19 protein-coding genes are annotated in these 18,882 nt (G+C 70.0%); 16 read left to right on the top strand and 3 right to left on the bottom strand.

The window, feature by feature from the left end; translation table 11 throughout:
* Positions 1-9: 9 nt before the first annotated feature.
* Complete coding sequence (locus ACFY1L_RS18525) at positions 10-990, bottom strand: RecB family exonuclease (protein ID WP_388824732.1); 981 nt, start codon at positions 988-990, stop codon at positions 10-12.
* A gap of 175 nt (positions 991-1,165) precedes the next feature.
* Between ACFY1L_RS18525 and ACFY1L_RS18520 the strand changes: the two genes are divergently transcribed.
* The 3 genes from ACFY1L_RS18520 (at position 1,166) to ACFY1L_RS18510 (ending at position 4,453) form a co-directional block, all read left to right on the top strand.
* Positions 1,166-2,677, top strand: coding sequence for a site-2 protease family protein (locus ACFY1L_RS18520; RefSeq protein WP_388824730.1), 1,512 nt, complete (start codon positions 1,166-1,168; stop codon positions 2,675-2,677).
* A 76-nt stretch (positions 2,678-2,753) separates the two neighbouring features.
* A complete protein-coding gene (locus tag ACFY1L_RS18515) occupies positions 2,754-3,656 on the top strand; it encodes a tRNA (adenine-N1)-methyltransferase (protein WP_079663364.1) in 903 nt (300 codons plus the stop codon).
* A 221-nt stretch (positions 3,657-3,877) separates the two neighbouring features.
* Positions 3,878-4,453 carry a hypothetical protein gene (locus ACFY1L_RS18510; RefSeq protein WP_388824726.1) on the top strand — a complete coding sequence of 192 codons (576 nt, stop codon included), beginning with the start codon at positions 3,878-3,880 and terminating at the stop codon, positions 4,451-4,453.
* A gap of 58 nt (positions 4,454-4,511) precedes the next feature.
* On the opposite strand, the gene ACFY1L_RS18505 is transcribed toward ACFY1L_RS18510, so the two are convergent.
* Positions 4,512-4,817 carry a ferredoxin gene (locus ACFY1L_RS18505; RefSeq protein WP_388824723.1) on the bottom strand — a complete coding sequence of 102 codons (306 nt, stop codon included), beginning with the start codon at positions 4,815-4,817 and terminating at the stop codon, positions 4,512-4,514.
* A 243-nt stretch (positions 4,818-5,060) separates the two neighbouring features.
* Here ACFY1L_RS18505 and arc point away from each other — a divergent pair, with 243 nt between their 5' ends.
* From arc to prcA, 5 genes are all read left to right on the top strand, one after another.
* A complete protein-coding gene (gene arc, locus ACFY1L_RS18500) occupies positions 5,061-6,827 on the top strand; it encodes a proteasome ATPase (protein ID WP_388824720.1) in 1,767 nt (588 codons plus the stop codon).
* Between the two features lie 245 nt (positions 6,828-7,072).
* A complete protein-coding gene (gene dop, locus ACFY1L_RS18495) occupies positions 7,073-8,584 on the top strand; it encodes a depupylase/deamidase Dop (protein WP_388824717.1) in 1,512 nt (503 codons plus the stop codon).
* A 154-nt stretch (positions 8,585-8,738) separates the two neighbouring features.
* Complete coding sequence (locus tag ACFY1L_RS18490; protein ID WP_016325855.1) at positions 8,739-8,957, top strand: ubiquitin-like protein Pup; 219 nt, start codon at positions 8,739-8,741, stop codon at positions 8,955-8,957.
* 148 nt (positions 8,958-9,105) lie between these two features.
* Positions 9,106-9,951, top strand: coding sequence for a proteasome subunit beta (prcB, locus tag ACFY1L_RS18485; RefSeq protein ID WP_388824714.1), 846 nt, complete (start codon positions 9,106-9,108; stop codon positions 9,949-9,951).
* 61 nt (positions 9,952-10,012) lie between these two features.
* A complete protein-coding gene (prcA, locus tag ACFY1L_RS18480) occupies positions 10,013-10,750 on the top strand; it encodes a proteasome subunit alpha (protein WP_361259808.1) in 738 nt (245 codons plus the stop codon).
* A 60-nt stretch (positions 10,751-10,810) separates the two neighbouring features.
* Here the strand turns inward: prcA and ACFY1L_RS18475 are convergent, their stop codons facing one another.
* Complete coding sequence (locus ACFY1L_RS18475) at positions 10,811-11,827, bottom strand: LacI family DNA-binding transcriptional regulator (protein WP_388824710.1); 1,017 nt, start codon at positions 11,825-11,827, stop codon at positions 10,811-10,813.
* An 88-nt stretch (positions 11,828-11,915) separates the two neighbouring features.
* On the opposite strand from ACFY1L_RS18475, the gene ACFY1L_RS18470 reads away from it, so the two are divergent.
* The 8 genes from ACFY1L_RS18470 (at position 11,916) to ACFY1L_RS18435 (ending at position 18,751) form a co-directional block, all read left to right on the top strand.
* Positions 11,916-13,175, top strand: a complete 1,260-nt coding sequence (locus ACFY1L_RS18470; RefSeq protein ID WP_388824707.1) for an MFS transporter — start codon at positions 11,916-11,918, stop codon at positions 13,173-13,175.
* Positions 13,176-13,184: 9 nt separating this feature from the next.
* Positions 13,185-14,546 carry a Pup--protein ligase gene (gene pafA / locus ACFY1L_RS18465; RefSeq protein WP_127181046.1) on the top strand — a complete coding sequence of 454 codons (1,362 nt, stop codon included), beginning with the start codon at positions 13,185-13,187 and terminating at the stop codon, positions 14,544-14,546.
* A 126-nt stretch (positions 14,547-14,672) separates the two neighbouring features.
* Complete coding sequence (locus tag ACFY1L_RS18460) at positions 14,673-15,674, top strand: FKBP-type peptidyl-prolyl cis-trans isomerase (RefSeq protein WP_388824704.1); 1,002 nt, start codon at positions 14,673-14,675, stop codon at positions 15,672-15,674.
* A 60-nt stretch (positions 15,675-15,734) separates the two neighbouring features.
* A complete protein-coding gene (locus ACFY1L_RS18455) occupies positions 15,735-16,106 on the top strand; it encodes an FKBP-type peptidyl-prolyl cis-trans isomerase (protein WP_030945962.1) in 372 nt (123 codons plus the stop codon).
* Between the two features lie 130 nt (positions 16,107-16,236).
* Entirely contained in the window at positions 16,237-17,190 is a 954-nt protein-coding gene (locus ACFY1L_RS18450; RefSeq protein ID WP_388824701.1) for a helix-turn-helix transcriptional regulator, read from the top strand.
* 18 nt (positions 17,191-17,208) lie between these two features.
* Positions 17,209-18,249, top strand: coding sequence for a helix-turn-helix transcriptional regulator (locus ACFY1L_RS18445; RefSeq protein ID WP_388824698.1), 1,041 nt, complete (start codon positions 17,209-17,211; stop codon positions 18,247-18,249).
* On the top strand, positions 18,246-18,536 hold the full coding sequence (locus tag ACFY1L_RS18440; protein ID WP_388824695.1) for a hypothetical protein: 291 nt from the start codon (positions 18,246-18,248) through the stop codon (positions 18,534-18,536). Before ACFY1L_RS18445 ends, ACFY1L_RS18440 begins: the two co-directional genes overlap by 4 nt.
* A gap of 20 nt (positions 18,537-18,556) precedes the next feature.
* Positions 18,557-18,751, top strand: coding sequence for a hypothetical protein (locus tag ACFY1L_RS18435; RefSeq protein WP_360837472.1), 195 nt, complete (start codon positions 18,557-18,559; stop codon positions 18,749-18,751).
* The last annotated feature ends 131 nt before the right edge of the window (positions 18,752-18,882 follow it).

The following is an 18,882-nucleotide window of genomic DNA, read 5'->3' as shown; positions in this document are numbered from 1 at the left end:
TCTCCTTCGCTAGTCCGGCCCCATTCTGCCCTGCGGGACGTCACCGGACCCGACCGCCCTCACCGGCAGCGGATAGGGCGGGGGAGTGCCCCCGAACTCCGGGCAGTGCGCCTGGTGGTCGCACCAGCCGCACAGCTTGGTGGGCCGCGGCCGCCAGTCGCCCGACTCCGTCGCCTGCCTGATCGCCTCCCACAGCGCGAGCAGCTTGCGCTCGACACGCTCGAGGTCGGCGAGGACGGGGTCGTACGTCAGGACGTCCCCGCTGCCCAGATACACGAGCTGCAGCCGACGCGGGACGATCTTCTTCAGACGCCACACCACCAGGGCGTAGAACTTCATCTGGAACAGCGCACCCTCGGCGTACTCGGGCCGGGGCGCCTTGCCCGTCTTGTAGTCGACGATCCGCACCTCGCCCGTGGGCGCCACGTCGACCCGGTCGATGATCCCGCGCAGCGTCAGCCCCGAGTCCAGCTCGGCCTCGACCCACAACTCCCGCTCGGCGGGCTCCAGCCGGGTCGGGTCCTCCAGCGTGAACCAGCGCTCCACGAGCTGCTCGGCCTCGCCCAGCCACCGCGCGAGCCGCTCGCCCTCGGGATCGTCCTCGAACAGCTCCACGACCTCGGGCCTGCTTTCCCGCAGCCGGTCCCACTGGCCGGGGATCAGCGACTTGGCGCGCGGCGCCGTCCGCTCCGCGGCCGGGGCGTCGAAGAGCCGCTCCAGGACCGCGTGCACCAGCGTGCCGCGGGTGGCCGCCTCGCTCGGCTTCTCGGGCAGCCGGTCGATGACCCGGAACCGGTAGAGCAGCGGGCACTGCATGAAGTCACTGGCACGCGAGGGCGACAGACTGGCGGGCGCTATGGCGACCGGCGGGGGCGTGTCCGCCGTGTCGACCGCCGGTGCCGCCGGCGCCTGTTCCTCCGTCACGGGCGGATCCGCCTGTGACGTACCGCTCCCGGCGGCCTCCGCCGCGCCCTCCGTGCTCGTCTCCATGACCCCAGACCTTACGGCCCGCCACTGACAGTGACCCACCCCCGGCCGTGACGGGTGCGACGGCTGGGAAAACACAGGGGGTGCCGGGGCGGAACGCGCCGCGACGGCCGCATACCATCGACCCCAGACCCTTCCGCCCGGCAGGCGCGGAAGACGCTTCGAACGAGGGGACATCGTGGACGAGAGCGGCGGGAGCGGGCAGCCGCGGTCCGGCACCGACGAGCCGGCCGAGCACCACGCAGGGGCCACGGACCCGGCCGCCCCCACCCCCACCCCGGCCGGCGAACAGCCCACACAGGCCGCCGAGGGGGAACACGGCAGCGAGCCCACGAAGAGCAACGGCACCAGGCCGGACCCGTCCCACGGCGCCGACCCGGAGGCGAACCCCGCGGACAGCCGCCCGGACCAGAGCTCCGCGGACGACCGCCCCTTCCACGACGGCGACCACGCCGCGCCCCACGCCTCCGGCCACGGCGACCACCGCACCCTCGCCCACTCCGGCACCGCCAGGACCACCCCGCCCCAGCGCCCCGAATCCCCCCGCGGCGGTCTCCTCATGGGCCGCCCCTTCGGCGTGCCCGTGTACGTCGCGCCCAGCTGGTTCCTCGTCGCCGCCCTGATCACCTGGGTGTTCGGCGGCCAGCTCGACCGCGTCCTGCCCGAACTCGGCGCGGCCCGCTACCTCGTCTCCCTCTTCTTCGCGGTCGCCTTCTACGCCTCCGTCCTCGTCCACGAACTGGCCCACACGGTCGCCGCCCTGCGCTTCAAGCTCCCGGTCCGCCGCATCCAGCTCCAGTTCTTCGGCGGCGTCTCCGAGATCGAGAAGGAGGCCGAGACCCCCGGCCGCGAATTCGTCCTGGCCTTCGTCGGCCCCCTCCTCTCCCTCGTCCTCGCAGGCCTCTTCTACGTCGCCCTGCAGCCCGTCGAGCCCGGCACCGTCCCCGGCGTCCTGCTGGCCGGCCTGATGGTCTCCAACCTGATCGTGGCCGCCTTCAACCTCCTGCCCGGCCTGCCCCTCGACGGCGGCCGCATGCTCCGCGCCGTCGTCTGGAAGATCACCGGCAAGCCGATGAGCGGCACCATCGCCGCCGCCTGGGTCGGCCGCGCCCTCGCCGTCTCCGTCCTGATCGGCCTCCCGCTGCTCACCCAGTCCGGCGCCCTCGGCTCCACCGCCGAGGACAGCGTCGGCATGGACACCGTCACCGACGCCCTGCTCGCCGCGATCCTCGCCGCGATCATCTGGACCGGCGCCGGCAACAGCCTGCGCATGGCCCGGCTGCGCGAACACCTCCCCGAGCTGCGCGCCCGCAACCTCACCCGCCGGGCCGTCCCCGTCGAGACGGACACCCCGCTCTCCGAGGCCCTGCGCCGTGCCAACGCCGCCGGTGCCCGCGCCCTCGTCGTGGTCGACGCCGAGGGCAACCCGCTCTCCCTCGTGCGCGAGGCCGCCATCGTCGGCGTACCGGAACACCGCCGCCCCTGGGTGCCCGTCAGCGGTCTCGCCCAGGACCTCACGGACGGCATGCGCGTCTCGGCGGAACTGGCGGGGGAGGACCTCCTCGACGTCCTGCGGGCCACCCCGGCCACCGAGTACCTGGTCGTCGAGGAGACCGGCGAGATCTACGGCGTGCTGTCCGCGGCGGACGTGGAACGCGCCTTCGTGAAGGCCATGGCCAGGCCTAGCTGAGCCACCCGCTCTCCCGATGCGGTGCTCGGCTTTCCCGGTGGTCGGCGGCCTCCACAAACCCCGGTAGGCTGTTCACATGTCCGAACCGACCGGTGCCGCCCGCAGGCGCGGGCCCTTCAAGGTCGGGGACCAGGTTCAGCTGACCGACCCCAAGGGCCGCCACTACACGTTCACGCTCGAGGCCGGGAAGAACTTCCACACCCACAAGGGTTCCTTCCCGCACGACGAACTGATCGGCGCTCCCGAGGGCAGCGTTGTCCGCACCACCGGGAACGTCGCCTACCTCGCGCTGCGCCCCCTGCTCCCCGACTATGTCCTGTCCATGCCCCGCGGGGCTGCCGTCGTCTACCCCAAGGACGCCGGGCAGATCCTCGCCTTCGCCGACATCTTCCCCGGCGCCCGCGTCGTCGAGGCCGGCGTCGGCTCGGGCTCGCTCAGCAGCTTCCTGCTGCGCGCCATCGGCGACCAGGGCATGCTGCACAGCTACGAGCGCCGCGAGGACTTCGCCGAGATCGCCCAGCAGAACGTGGAGCGCTACTTCGGCGGCCCGCACCCCGCCTGGCAGCTGACTGTCGGCGACCTCCAGGACAACCTGAGCGACACCGACGTCGACCGCGTCATCCTCGACATGCTCGCCCCCTGGGAGTGCCTGGAGGCCGTCTCCAAGGCGCTCGTCCCCGGCGGCATCCTGTGCTGCTACGTCGCGACCACCACCCAGCTCGCGAGGACCGTCGAGTCCATCCGCGAGATCGGCTCCTTCAACGAGCCGACCGCCTGGGAGACGATGATCCGCAACTGGCACATCGAGGGCCTGGCCGTCCGCCCGGACCACCGCATGATCGGCCACACCGGCTTCCTCCTCACCGCCCGCCGCCTCGCCGACGGCGTCGAGCCCCCCATGCGCCGCCGCCGCCCGGCCAAGGGCGCCTACGGCGAGGACTACGCCGGCCCCAACGCCGACGGAGGCACCGGCCGCTAGGGCGGTCCGTGCCGCATCCAACGAATGGGCGCTGCCGCCGAGTTCCCGGATACCATCCCGAACTCGGCCGCAGCGCCCTTCTGTTGACACAGCGCCACAAAACGAACAATCCCGGCGAGGCGTTGTCGAGCAACCGAACACCCCGCCGTTCCCCCGCACTGTGACGTGTGGCACGATGCAGGCCACCCCCACCGGCACAGCCCTCACAGGAGACACTCCTAGTGCAGCAATCCGCCGTTCCGGAACTGGCACACACGCACACCCGACCGATCCACTGGGTCGCCACCGCCACGGCCGTCTCGGGCGTGATGGCACTCTCCTCGCTCCTGCAGCCCAACTCCGCGACGGCGGCCCAGGCGGCAGGCCCGCACACCAAGGCCGCCCACGCGGCCCCCGCGCCCGGCACCGCGGGCGTCGACTTCCCGATCACCTGCGGTCCGGTGAAGGCGGTCGTACAGAAGAAGGCCACCGGGGACCTCGACGGCGACGGCAACCCGGAGACCGTTGCCGTGGTGCACTGCGACGCCCCCATGGGCACCCCGCCCGACGGCGTGTACGTCCTCACGCGCGCGGCGCACAGCGACAAGCCGCGCGTGGTGGCGACCCTGCTCGACCCGAAGGACGACGACACGGTGAGTGACTTCGCCGTGCGCGACGGAGCAGTCGTGGCCACCGTGCTCGGCTACTCGTCGAGCGACGTACCGCGCTGCTGCCCGGATGTGACGCACAGTGCCAAGTGGCAGTGGAAGAATGGCGCGTTCATGCGCTCGACACCCGCCGGCGCCCACAGTGTCTGAGCCGCGCAACCGGCGTGTGTGAGAAATCCGACACCGGTGACGGAACGTGCCCTTCAGGTCACTCGGCGTCGGGGCCGTAGACCTCGACCCTGTCCGAAACTCGTCGTACGTGGATGCAGTCGCCCGGGCACTCCTTCGCCGAGTCCACCACATCCGTGAGAAGCGGCAGCGGTACGGGCGTTGTGGCGCCCGGGGCCTGCAGCAGCTCATCGTCCGCGCTCTTCACGTAGGCGAGTCCGTCGATGTCCAACTCGAACACCTCGGGCGCGTACTGGGCGCAGATGCCGTCGCCGGTACACAGGTCCTGGTCGATCCAGACCTCCAGCTCCTCGCCCTCGGCCACGGCCTCCTGCTGCACGGTCATGTCTCCTGCCGATTACATGTCGAGCGGGCGGGAATCCGGCCAGCTCTGACGGGTGTTGAACACTTCGACCCTACCTCCGGCGGCTTCCCAATCATGTTCGGTGGGTATTCCCCTGGCGTGAGGGAGAGCGCAAGGGTGAAGATCGGACACACCTCGACAGTCTTTGTGATCTAGGGGTTTCAATCGACACCCACCCAGGTAGGGTCTGGAAGCGTCCAGCTCCCCTTGGAGGAGGTGAGGACCGTGGCAGCCCACGACGACGACATGAACCGCGGCATCCGCCCGGGACGAGGGTCCGACGACCCGGCCGGGCAGATTGCCTACCTTGAGCAGGAGATCGCCGTCCTGCGACGCAAGCTCGCCGACTCTCCGCGACACACGAGGATTCTCGAAGAGCGGATCGTCGAGCTGCAGACCAACCTGGCCGGCGTGTCCGCCCAGAACGAGCGACTCGCGAACACGCTCCGTGAGGCCCGCGACCAGATCGTGGCCCTCAAGGAGGAGGTCGACCGGCTCGCGCAGCCGCCGGCCGGCTTCGGAGTCTTCCTGACGGCGAACGAGGACGGCACGGCCGACATCTTCACCGGGGGCCGCAAGCTCCGGGTGAACGTCAGCCCGAGCGTCGATCTCGAAGAGCTCCGGCGCGGCCAGGAAGTGATGCTCAACGAAGCGCTCAACGTGGTCGAGGCCATGGAGTACGAGCGCGTCGGGGACATCGTCACCCTCAAGGAGATCCTCGAGGACGGCGAGCGCGCCCTGGTGCTCGGGCACACCGATGAGGAGCGGGTGGTACGGCTCGCCGAGCCGCTGCTGGACGTCAACATCCGCCCCGGTGACGCCCTGCTGCTCGAACCCCGTTCCGGCTATGTCTACGAGATCGTTCCCAAGAGCGAGGTCGAGGAGCTCGTCCTCGAAGAGGTTCCCGATATCGGTTACGAGCAGATCGGCGGCCTGGGCGGCCAGATCGAGGCCATCCGCGACGCGGTCGAGCTGCCGTACCTCTACCCGGACCTGTTCAAGGAGCACGAACTGCGCCCGCCCAAGGGCGTCCTGCTCTACGGACCTCCCGGATGCGGCAAGACGCTGATTGCCAAGGCCGTCGCCAACTCGCTGGCCAAGAAGGTCGCCGAGGTCACCGGCCAGGCCGCCGGCAAGAGCTTCTTCCTCAACATCAAGGGCCCCGAGCTGCTGAACAAGTACGTCGGTGAGACCGAGCGGCAGATCCGCCTCGTCTTCCAGCGTGCTCGTGAGAAGGCGAGCGAGGGCACGCCCGTCATCGTCTTCTTCGACGAGATGGAGTCCCTCTTCCGCACCCGTGGCTCCGGTGTCAGCTCGGACGTGGAGAACACCATCGTCCCGCAGCTGCTCGCCGAGATCGACGGTGTCGAGGGCCTGCAGAACGTGGTCGTGATCGGTGCCTCCAACCGCGAGGACATGATCGACCCCGCCATCCTGCGCCCCGGCCGCCTGGACGTGAAGATCAAGATCGAGCGTCCCGACGCCGAGGCCGCGAAGGACATCTTCGGCAAGTACCTCACCGAGCGCCTCCCGCTGCACGCCGACGACGTCGGCGAGCACGGCGGCAACAAGACGACCACCGTCGAGAGCATGATCCAGACGGCCGTCGAGCACATGTACGCGGAATCCGAGGAGAACCGCTTCCTGGAGGTCACCTACGCCAACGGTGACAAGGAAGTCCTCTACTTCAAGGACTTCAACTCCGGCGCCATGATCGAAAACATCGTCGGCCGCGCCAAGAAGATGGCGATCAAGGACTTCCTCGACCACAACGCCAAGGGCCTCCGGGTCTCCCACCTCCTCCAGGCATGCGTGGACGAGTTCAAGGAGAACGAGGACCTGCCCAACACCACCAACCCGGACGACTGGGCCCGAATCTCCGGAAAGAAGGGCGAACGGATCGTCTACATCCGTACGCTCATCACCGGAAAGCAGGGTGCCGACACCGGACGCTCCATCGACACGGTGGCGAACACCGGTCAGTACCTGTAAAAGACAGGGCGGCTGCGGGTGCCCTCACCGGGTACCCGCAGCCGACTGCTTTTCGGGCGACAACCGGAGCAAGGGGCGCGCAAGGCAATGACGCAAATGATCTCCCCACCAGCGCAAAGCCGTTCTAGGCTCTTCGGTACCGCCGAGTCGCGCAGTGCGGGGACGGGCACCGCACACGCACCGGAGCGCCAGCGGTACTTGAGCGCCGCCCCCGACCGAGGGCAGCGCCGGGCAAGGAGGGCCGCATGACCGTACGGCGAGTAATGGGCATCGAGACGGAGTACGGCATCTCCGTCCCCGGTCACCCCAACGCCAATGCCATGCTCACCTCGTCCCAGATCGTCAACGCCTACGCGGCGGCGATGCACCGGGCCCGCCGGGCCCGCTGGGACTTCGAGGAGGAGAACCCGCTGCGGGACGCGCGAGGCTTCGACCTCGCCCGCGAGGCCGCCGACGCCAGCCAGCTCACCGACGAGGACATCGGCCTCGCCAACGTGATCCTGACCAATGGCGCGCGCCTGTACGTCGACCACGCGCACCCCGAGTACAGCGCTCCCGAGGTCACCAACCCGCGCGACGCCGTCCTGTGGGACAAGGCCGGCGAGCGCATCATGGCGGAGGCCGCCGAGCGCGCGGCCGCGCTCCCCGGCGCCCAGCCGATCCACCTCTACAAGAACAACACCGACAACAAGGGCGCCTCCTACGGCACGCACGAGAACTACCTGATGAAGCGGGAGACCCCCTTCTCGGACATCGTGCGCCACCTCACGCCCTTCTTCGTCTCCCGTCAGGTCTTCGCCGGAGCGGGCCGCGTCGGCATCGGCCAGGACGGGCACGAGCACGGCTTCCAGCTCAGCCAGCGCGCCGACTACTTCGAGGTCGAGGTGGGCCTCGAGACCACCCTCAAGCGCCCGATCATCAACACCCGCGACGAGCCGCACGCGGACGCCGAGAAGTACCGCCGTCTGCACGTGATCATCGGCGACGCGAACCTCTCGGAGATCTCGACCTACCTCAAGCTGGGCACGACGGCGCTCGTCCTGTCCATGATCGAGGACGGTTTCATCGCCGTCGACCTGGCCGTGGACCAGCCCGTCCGCACCCTCCACCAGGTCTCCCACGACCCGACGCTCAAGCGTCTGGTCACCCTCCGCAGCGGCCGGACACTCACCGCGGTCCAGCTGCAGATGGAGTACTTCGAGCTGTCGCGCAAATACGTGGAGGAGCGCTTCGGCGCGGACGCGGACGAGCAGACCAAGGACGTCCTGACCCGCTGGGAGGACACCCTCAACCGTCTGGAGAACGACCCGATGAGCCTGGCCGGCGAGCTGGACTGGGTCGCCAAGCGGGAGCTCATGGAGGGCTACCGGCGCCGAGACGGCCTCGACTGGGACGCCGCGAAGCTCCACCTCCTCGACCTCCAGTACGCCGACGTACGGGCCGAGAAGGGCCTCTACAACCGTCTGGCGGCCCGCGGCCGCATGAAGCGGCTGCTGGACGAGAGCGACGTCGAGCGGGCCCGTACGAAGCCGCCGGAGGACACGCGCGCGTACTTCCGCGGACGGTGTCTGGAGCAGTACGCGGACGACGTCGCGGCGGCCTCCTGGGACTCGGTGATCTTCGACCTCCCGGGCCGGGACTCGCTCCAGCGCGTCCCAACCCTGGAACCGCTTCGCGGAACGCGAAATCACGTCAAGGAGCTCCTGGACCGCTGCCGCACGGCGGAGGACCTGGTCAGGGTGCTCTCGGGCGGCTGACCGGGCACTCGGGCGGAGGCGGCCGGACAGGGTGGAAAGTCCACCGTCCGGGAATCATCGAGGTGGCCCCCGTACGTTAAGGAACTGCGGGGCCGATGTCGGACCCTGCTTGTAGGGTCTGATCAAGAACGTCGAACCGAGCGGGGTGAGGGTTATGGCGACCAAGGACACCGGCGGCGGACAGCAGAAGGCGACGCGTTCCACCGAGGAGGTCGAGGAGCAGGCACAGGACGCGCAGGCTTCGGAGGACCTCAAGGAGCGCCAGGAGAAGCTGTCCGACGACGTCGACTCCGTACTGGACGAGATCGACGACGTCCTCGAGGAGAACGCGGAGGACTTCGTGCGTTCCTTCGTCCAGAAGGGCGGACAGTAACGCCAGTTGCCCGTCCCGGAGCCGGCCCGATGCAACGGGTCGGTGCCGGGACGGATGACCGGCGGTGGCGCGGGTATGGTCCGTGCACAGATGTGAAGATCGGCTCGGCCGTCCGGGCGGGCCGTCGCCTTACCGTGGAAGGAATCGCGTGGAAGCCAACCCTCGTAGCACCGGGCGTCTGCCGGCTGCCTTCCTGACGCCCGGATCGTCCTCGTTCATGGACTTCCTTTCCGAGCACCAGCCGGAGATGCTGCCGGGCAACCGCCAACTGCCGCCCACACAGGGCGTGATCGAGGCGCCGCACGGCACCACCATCGTCGCCGTCACGTTCCCCGGAGGTGTCGTCCTCGCCGGTGACCGGCGGGCCACGATGGGCAATGTCATCGCGCAGCGGGACATCGAGAAGGTGTTCCCCGCCGACGAGTACTCGGCGGTCGGCATCGCCGGCACCGCCGGTCTCGCCGTCGAGATGGTCAAGCTGTTCCAGCTCGAGCTGGAACACTTCGAGAAGGTCGAGGGGGCGCAGCTCTCGCTAGAGGGCAAGGCGAACCGGCTGTCGACCATGATCCGTTCCAACCTCGGCATGGCCATGCAGGGCCTGGCCGTGGTGCCCCTCTTCGCGGGTTACGACGTCGACCGCGAAAAGGGCCGCATCTTCTCCTACGACGTGACGGGCGGCCGCTCCGAGGAGCACAACTTCGCCGCCACCGGCTCCGGCTCGATCTTCGCGCGCGGTGCCATGAAGAAGTTCTTCCACGACGGTCTGACCGAGGCCGAGGCCACGATGCTCGTGGTGCAGGCCCTGTACGACGCGGCAGACGACGACTCGGCGACCGGTGGTCCCGATGTCGCCCGCCGGATCTATCCGATCGTCACCGTGATCACCGAGGACGGCTTCCGCCGGCTCACCGAGGAGGAGTCCTCCGAGATCGCCCGCTCGATCCTCGAGCGGCGTCTGGAGCAGCCCGACGGCCCGCGGGCCGCGCTGCTGTAGCCCGGCAGTCGGTTATTACCAAGGTGATCCAGTGACTTCGACAGAAAGGGACGGATAACCGGTGTCGACGCCGTTCTATGTCTCCCCCCAGCAGGCCATGGCCGACCGGGCGGAGTATGCCCGCAAGGGCATCGCCCGTGGCCGCAGCCTCGTCGTGCTGCAGTTCGCCGACGGCATCGTGTTCGTCGGCGAGAACCCGTCCCGCGCGCTGCACAAGTTCAGCGAGATCTACGACCGGATCGGCTTCGCGGCCGCCGGCAAGTACAACGAGTACGAGAACCTGCGGATCGGCGGCGTACGGTACGCCGACCTGCGTGGTTACACCTACGACCGTGACGACGTGACCGCCCGGGGTCTCGCCAACGTCTATGCCCAGACGCTGGGCACGATCTTCTCCAGTGCGGCCGAGAAGCCGTACGAGGTGGAGCTGGTCGTCGCCGAGGTGGGCGAGACGCCCGAGGGCGACCAGATCTACCGGCTGCCGCACGACGGCTCGATCGTGGACGAGCACGGCTCGGTCGCGGTCGGCGGCAACGCCGAGCAGATCAGCAGCTACCTCGACCAGCGCCACCAGGACGGCATGACCCTGGCCGAGGCCCTCAAGCTGGCCGTCCAGGCCCTGTCCCGCGACACGAACGGCACGGAGCGGGAGATCCCCGCCGAGCGCCTGGAGGTCGCGGTCCTGGACCGTACGCGCCCGCAGGCACGCAAGTTCAAGCGCATCGTCGGCCGCCAGCTCTCCCGGCTCCTGGAGAGCGACGGAGCGGCCACCGAGGCCGAGAGCTCCGACGAGGAGTAACCGCGCCTCACCTCACCCCTCCTGTGCCCCGGCCGACGACTCGGCCGGGGCACAGGGCGTTCAGGGGCTGCCGGGCGGCGCCGTGGAGCCCCGTACGACCAACTCGACCGGGATGTCCCCGGCCTCGGGCGTGCGGCCCTCCAGGACGGCCAGCAGCGCCAGCATGCCCTGCTCGCCGAACAGCTCGGCGTCCAGGCGTACGGTCGTCAGCTCGGGGTCGAGGGCGGTGGCCAGGGCGAGGTCGTCCAGGCCGGTGACGGACACGTCGTCGGGGATGCGCAGGCCCAGGCGCCGGGCCGCCTTGTAGGCGCCGGCCGCGAGTTTGTCGTCGTCGCACACCAGCGCCGTCGGCCGGGGGCCGGGCACCGACAGGGCGGCCTCGGCGGCGGTCAGGGCGCCCTCGATGGAGATCGGCGCACGGACCGTCCGTACCGAGGTGCCCGGGACCGCGCCGACCCGGGCGGCCAGCTCATGCGCGCGTACCTCGAAGGTCCAGGACGCCACGTCCGCCGCCAGGTGCAGGAAGCGCCGGTGGCCGAGGCCCAGCAGGTGCTCGGCGACCTGACGGACACCGTCGGCGATGTCCAGGTTCACCGTGGCCGCGCCCAGGCTGCCCTCCGGGTCGCTGTCGAGCATCACCAGGGGCAGCTGGTCGCCGCGGATGGCGGTCAGGGCGTCCGCGGCCATGGAGGAGGCGATGACGCCGTCCAGGGCGGCCTGGGCGGAGGCGAAGGGGTCGCGGGCCGGGCCGATGCCCTCGGGGGAGGGGTACAGGACGACTCCGAAGCCGTGGTCTGCGGCGACGCGGGCGGCGCCCGTGTAGACACCGGCGAAGAACTCGGTGGTCAGGGCCGGCACCACGAGGAGGACGGTACGGGTACGGCCCAGGCGCAGGTTGCGTGCGGCCAGGTTGGGTCGGTAGCCGAGGTCGCGCGCGGCCTCGCGCACCCGTTCCGCGGTGGCCTCGGAGACCCTGCCGCGCCACTTGTCGCCCAGCACGAGCGAGACGGCCGCCTGGGACACCCCTGCCGCCTGCGCGACGTCACGGCTGGTAGGGCGCGTGCTACTGCGTGCCACCGCGGACCCGCTCCTTTGCCTGGACGTGTGAACAGCGCACATGGTACGTATGGAACACGGGGTTATACGTAACACTTGGAGGCGGGACATGGCTGCGGGATACGTGGAGATCCTCAGGGCTCGGCATGCCGCCCGCCTGCTCGCCGGCACGCTGGTGGGCCGGTTGCCGTGTGCCGTCGCCGCCATCGCCATCGTGCTGTTCGTGCGCTCGGAGGGCGGCGCCTACAGCCTCGCCGGCGGGCTCGCGGCCGTGTACGGGGTGGCCAATGCTGTGGGACAGCCGCTGCTGGGCCGCCTCGTGGACAAGTACGGGCAGCCGCGCGTCCAGTTGCCGGCCGCGGTGGTCTCCGCGCTCGCCATGTCCGCCTTCGCCTTCGTCGGCACCGCTCCGCTCGCGCTCGCGTACGCGTGCGTGGCGCTCTCCGGGCTGTTCACGCCGCCCCTGGAGGGCGGTCTGCGGGCGCTGTGGTCCTCGGTCCTGCGCAGCGAGGGTCAGGTGCAGACGGCGTACGCCATGGATGCCGTGGCCCAGGAAGTCATGTTCACCGTCGGCCCGTTGCTGGTGACCCTGTGCGTGTCGCTGTGGTCGGCGCAGGCGGCGCTGGTGCTCGTCAACGTCGTCGGCGTGCTGGGCGCCCTCTCGGTGGTCGTCTCGCCGCCCTCGCGCGCGTGGCGTTCGGCGCCGCGCGAGGCGCACTGGCTCGGCGCGCTGCGCTCGCCCGGACTGCTCGTCCTGCTCGGCGCGTTCCTGGCCGTCGGGATGGCGCTCGGCTCCATCGCGGTCGCGGCCGTCGCGTACGCCGACGGCCACGGCGGGGACGCGGTGTACGGCTGGCTGATGGCGGCCATCGGCCTCGGGGCGCTCGTCGGCGGCACCGCGTACGGCGCGCGGCAGTGGACCGGTGCGCCGGAGCGGCGACTGCGCGTGCTCGTCGCCCTTCTGGCGGTGTGTTACCTGCCGCTCACGCTGACGCCGGGCCCGGTCGCCATGACGGTGCTCACGGCCGTCGCCGGGCTCTTCCTCGCACCCTGCCTCGCCTGTGCGTTCCTCCTCGTGGACCGGCACGCGCCACGCGGGACGGTCACCGAGGCGTTCTCCTGGATCGTGACGACGTTCACGGTCGGTTCCTCGGTCGGAACGGGCCTGGCGGGCCCGGTCGTCGAGTGGGGCGGGGCGGTGTGGGGCTTCGCCGTACCGGGTGCCGCGGGGGCCGTGTCGCTGCTGGTTCTGCTGGCCACCGGGCGGGTCCTCGCAGCTCCCGCAGGGGGCGCGGTGGTTGCGGCTTCATCGGAAAATGATCCAAACCGTGCTGCCGAACCCCGTTTCAGCTCAGGGGATCGGGCGTAATGTTCACTCATGGACCGCCGCATTTTCGGGCTGGAGAACGAGTACGGCGTCACATGTACGTTCAGGGGACAGCGCCGCCTGTCTCCCGACGAGGTGGCGCGGTACCTCTTCCGCCGTGTCGTGTCATGGGGCCGCAGCAGCAATGTCTTTCTGCGAAACGGCGCCCGCCTCTATCTCGACGTGGGCTCACATCCGGAATACGCGACACCCGAATGTGACAACGTGACCGAACTGGTCACCCACGACAAAGCAGGCGAGCGCATTCTCGAAGGACTCCTGGTGGACGCCGAACGACGCCTGCACGAGGAAGGAATCGCGGGCGACGTCTACCTCTTCAAGAACAACACCGACTCGGCGGGCAACTCCTACGGCTGCCACGAGAACTATCTCGTCGCGCGCCACGGGGAGTTCTCCCGGCTCGCGGACATCCTCATCCCCTTCCTGGTCACCCGCCAGCTGCTGTGCGGCGCGGGCAAGGTTCTGCAGACGCCGCGCGGTGCGGTGTACTGCGTCAGTCAGCGGGCCGAGCACATCTGGGAGGGCGTCTCCTCGGCGACCACCCGCTCCAGGCCCATCATCAACACCCGCGACGAACCGCACGCGGACGCCGAGCGCTACCGCCGGCTGCACGTCATCGTGGGCGACTCGAACATGTCCGAGACGACCATGCTGCTCAAGGTCGGCGCCACCGACCTGGTGCTGCGCATGATCGAGGCGGGCACCGTGATGCGCGACCTGACCCTGGAGAACCCGATCCGGGCGATCCGCGAGGTCAGCCACGACATCACCGGCCGGCGCAAGGTGCGCCTGGCCAGCGGCCGCGAGGCCTCCGCCCTCGAGGTGCAGCGCGAGTACTACGAGAAGGCCGTGGACTTCTGCGAGCGCCGCGGCATCCGCACCGGCACCGTCGAGCAGGTCCTGGAGCTGTGGGGCCGCACGCTGGACTCGATCGAGGCAGAGGACCTCGACCGGATCGGCACCGAGATCGACTGGGTCATGAAGTACAAGCTCATCGAGCGGTACCGCGCCAAGCACAACATGACCATGTCCCACCCGAGGGTCGCGCAGATAGACCTCGCCTACCACGACATCCACCGCCGTCGTGGCCTCTACTACCTGCTCGAGAGGAAGGGTCAAGCAGCCCGTATCTGCAACGACTTGAAGATCTTCGAGGGCAAGTCCGTTCCCCCGCAGACCACTCGGGCCCGGCTGCGCGGCGACTTCATCCGCAGGGCCCAGGAACAGCGCCGGGACTTCACCGTCGACTGGGTGCACCTCAAGCTCAACGACCAGGCGCAGCGCACGGTGTTGTGCAAGGACCCGTTCCGTTCCGTGGACGACCGGGTGGAGAAGCTGATCGCCGGAATGTGAGCCACGCGTTCCGGTGAAAGTCCGGAACGCAACACGGGCGCCGTACGTTTCCCGTACGGCGCCCTTCTCACGCCGTAGAGTTGCGCGCACGCCATCCACAAGATCGACCGATACGAGGCTTCAACCGTGCGCCGACGCTCACTACTCATCGCCGTACCCGCAGGACTTGCCACGCTGGCCGCATGCGGTGACGACAAGTCCGACTCGAGCAAGGCCAGCGACAGCGCCTCGCCCTCCGCCTCGGCGACCTCCGCCGCGCCGGCGCCGAAGATCGTCGACGGACCGCTGCCGGCCGTCACGGGGGGTACGAAGTTCGGTACGAAGCCGACGGTGGCCAAGGGCACGGGCGATCCGTCGAAGGACCTCGCGGTGAAGACGCTGATCGCGGGCGGCGGTCAGACGGTCGCGGAGAACGACTACGTCCAGGCCCACTACCTGGGCCAGATCTGGAACACGGCGAAGGTCTTCGACAACTCCTACGACCGCAAGACCCCCCTCGTCATCCAGCTCGCCGAGGGCAGCATCATCGACGGCTGGCGCTATGCCCTCACGGGCAAGAAGGTGGGCAGCCGCGTCCAGTTCTCCGTGCCGCCCACCTGGGGCTACGGCAAGGAGGGCAACGCGCAGGCGGGCATCAAGGGCACCGACACGCTGGTGTTCGTCGTCGACGTGCAGGGCACGTTCAACGCGAACAGCTCCGCCAAGGGCACCAAGGTTCCGCAGAACGACGCGGCCCTGCCCAAGGTCGGCACCAACACCGACGGCAAGGCGCCCTCCATCGACATCCCCAAGAAGGACGCGCCCACCAAGCTGGTGGCGAACTACATCATCGAGGGCGACGGCGACGAGGTCGGCGCGAAGGACACCGTCCTGGTGCAGTACAAGGGCGTGTTCTGGGACAGCGGCAAGGAGTTCGACTCGACGTACGGCCGCAAGGCGCTCACCTCGTTCGGGCTCCAGCAGGTCGTCAAGGGCTGGGGACAGGGCCTGACCGGCAAGAAGGTCGGCAGCCGGGTCCTCATCGTGATCCCCCCGAAGCTGGGCTACGGCGACAACCCGCCGTCCGGCAGCGGCATCAAGAAGGACTCCGTGCTGGTCTTCTCGGTCGACATCCTGGCGAAGATGTGACCCCGCCGAGGTGTAAGACTGTCCGTGTTGCCTTTCCGCAGACAAGCAGGAGCTAGAGACGTGAGCATCGAGAAGCCCGAGATCGACTTCCCGGGCGGCGAGCCCCCGGCGGACCTCGAGATCAAGGACATCTGGGAGGGCGACGGCGCTGTTGCGCAGGCGGGCCAGACCGTCACCGTCCACTACGTGGGCGTTGCCTTCAGCACCGGCGAGGAGTTCGACGCCAGCTGGAACCGCGGCACCCCGTTCCGCTTCCCACTCGGCGGCGGCCGGGTCATCAAGGGATGGGACCTGGGCGTGCAGGGCATGAAGGTCGGCGGCCGTCGCCAGCTGACCATCCCCGCCCACCTCGCCTACGGCAACCAGAGCCCGACCCCGGCGATCAAGCCGGGCGAGACCCTGATCTTCGTGGTCGACCTCGTCGCGGTCTGATCGCGCACGCGACCGGACCCGATCACCTGGGGCCCATGCCTGTCCGGGCATGGGCCCTCGGCTTTTGCCACGCCACTTCGGGGCGGTACGGTCATCGTCGTAAAGCACCATAGGGAGGCGAAGGGCGTCGATGGCCATTGCCAAGGCCGAGCGGCTGATGAACCTGGCGCTGTGTCTGCTCGGGACGCGGCGGCCGCTCAGCAAGCGCGAGCTGCGTGAGTCCATCGAGGCGTATCTGGAAGCCAACTCGGACGACTCCTTCAGCCGGATGTTCGAGCGCGACAAGGACGATCTGCGCGAACTCGGCCTGGTCATCGAGACCGTTGAGAACCTCGACGGCGAGATGGGCTACCTGGCCCGCCGTGACAGCAACCGTCTCCCGCCCATCACGCTCGACGCCGAGGAGGCCGCCGCCCTCGGTCTCGCCGCCAAGGTGTGGCAGCAGGCCCGGCTCGCGGGCGCGGCCAGCGGCGCCCTGCAGAAGCTGCGCGCGGCCGGGATGCCCGAGGACGTCGACCCGTACGAGGCCCATGGCGCCCTGGAGCCCCGTATCCCCGTGCACGAGGCGGCGTTCGAGCCGCTGATGCTGGCCTGCCGCGACCGCCGACCGGTCGTCTTCGACTACCGCAAGGCCACCGCCGCCCACCCCGAGCCCCGGCATGTCGAGCCGTGGGCGCTGGAGTGCTGGCGCGGCCACTGGTACCTGGCCGGCTGGGACCGTGACCGCGGCGCCGAGCGGGTCTTCCGGCTGTCGCGGATCACCGGCAAGGTGCGCAGCCGCAGCGGACAGTTCACCGCCGAGATCCCGGACGTCGTCACCGTGCGCGAGACCGTCGCGAGCTGGGCGGGGGAGACCGCCGACCGCTCCGCGCTGATCCGGCTCCGCTCGGACGCGGGGTACCCCCTTCGGGCGAAAGCCACCTCGGTGCGGGAACTCGGCGACGGCTGGGACGAGTTGGAGATTCCGTACGGACACGGGCTGGATGCCTGGCTGGTGGAGTTCGGGCCGGACGTGGTGGTGCTCGAGCCGGCCGAGCTGCGCGCGGACGTGGTGGACCGGCTGCGTGCCGTGGCCAAGGGCTGAGGGGGAGCGAGCAGGACAGTGGCAGGCAAACCGGTCAGGCCCGTGAACGCCATCGACCAGACCCGGCGGATGCTCTCGCTGGTGACGTATCTCAAGGAGCGCCCCGGAGCCCGGGTCGAGGACGTCGCGCGCGCCTTCGGCATCAGCGAGGACGAGCTGGTCTCCGACCTCGACGTGCTGCCCATGTGCGGCACCAGCTTCCGCGGCGGCGACCTGCTCGACATCGACACCGACGGCGAGCGCATCTGGTGGCACAACCCCGACGATGTGGCGGAGCCCCTGCGGATCGCCGCCGACGAGGCGACCGCGCTGCTCGTGGCCGCCCGCGCGGTGTCCACCCTGCCAGGGCTGCGCGAGAGCGACCGGCAGGCCCTGCTGCGGGCCAACGCCAAGCTGGAGGCCGCGGCCGGCGAGGCGGCGGGCGCCAGCGCCCGGCTGTCGGTGACCTTCGAGTCCGAGGGCGGAGTCTTCGCCGACGTCGACCGCGCGATCTCCGAGCGCCGCCGGCTGTGGATCCGCTACTACTCGCCCGCGCGCGACGAGCTCACCGAGCGCGAGATCGACCCCATCCGGCTCGTCAGCGTCGGGCACACGTACGTGGAGGCCTGGTGCCGCCGCTCCGAGGCGCGCCGCACCTTCCGGCTCGACCGGGTCGCCGAGATCAGGATCCTGGACGAGCCGTCCGCACCGCCCGAGATCGAGCTCAGGGACCTGTCGGAGGCGCTGGTGCAGCCCGCCGCCGAGGACCCCGAGGTCGTCGTGGAGGTCGGCCCCGGCGGCCGCTGGGTCGCCGAGTACTACCCGCACGACAGTGCGGATGAGCTTCCGGACGGCGGGCTGCGTATCACCCTGCGAACCCCGGACCCGACGTCCCTGCGGCGGCTGGCGCTGCGGCTCGGGCGCGACGGCCGGATCGTCTCGCCGCGTGACCTCGCCGACAGCGCCCGCCGGGCGGCCCGCGAGGCCCTGGCGGCGTACGACGGGGTCGAGGCGCAGCAGCCCCGGGCGGGGCATGCGGTTCAGGACGGGCAGTACGGCAGGCAGGAGCAGGGGCTTTGAGCGAGTCGTCGGTGTCTGGTGTGCGGGAGATCTCGGTGGCGTCGGCGTTCGCCGGGATGAGAAGCGTGTCCCCGGTCGTGTTCCGGGCCGGTTGCCCGGACTGCCGGGGCAGCTTCGAACTCGCCGCCGGCGCCCTCCGCCTCGCCATCGGCGCCACCAGCCGCACCACCTTCTACTCCTTCACCTGCCCCGACTGCGGTGCCTCCGTCCGCAAGCCGGCGGGGGAGCGGATCGTCGAGCTGCTCACCGGCGGCGGGGTCAGGACCCTGCGGCTGCACACGCCGTAGCAAGGTCTAGGCTCGGCGTCATGTTCTGGCCGATGTTCGCGGTAGCTGTGGGTTTCCTGGGCCTCGCCGTCCTCGGGGTGTTCGCCGTGCGGGTCTTCCTCGAGGCACAGCGCCTGGGCAGGCAGGTCACGGACTCCGCACGCCGTATCAACCGGGCCGCCGAAGACCTCGAGCGCGCCGCAGTGAGTACGGCCCGGGCTGTGGACTCCCTCTGAGCGGCGCTGTGCAAGGCATGTGAGTCCTGCGCCGGAGGCGGTTTGGGTCACTTCGACCTGTCACCGGGGCCACCCCGGCAGGTACGCTGCTGGTCGCGGACCGGAGAACGAGGCCCGGGCCGCGGACCGGG

Origin of the sequence: Streptomyces sp. NPDC001663, from assembly GCF_042893105.1 — a bacterium.
GTDB lineage: Bacteria > Actinomycetota > Actinomycetes > Streptomycetales > Streptomycetaceae > Streptomyces.
The sequence above is the reverse complement of the archived record's forward strand: the minus strand, read 5'-3'. Positions and strand labels throughout refer to the sequence as shown.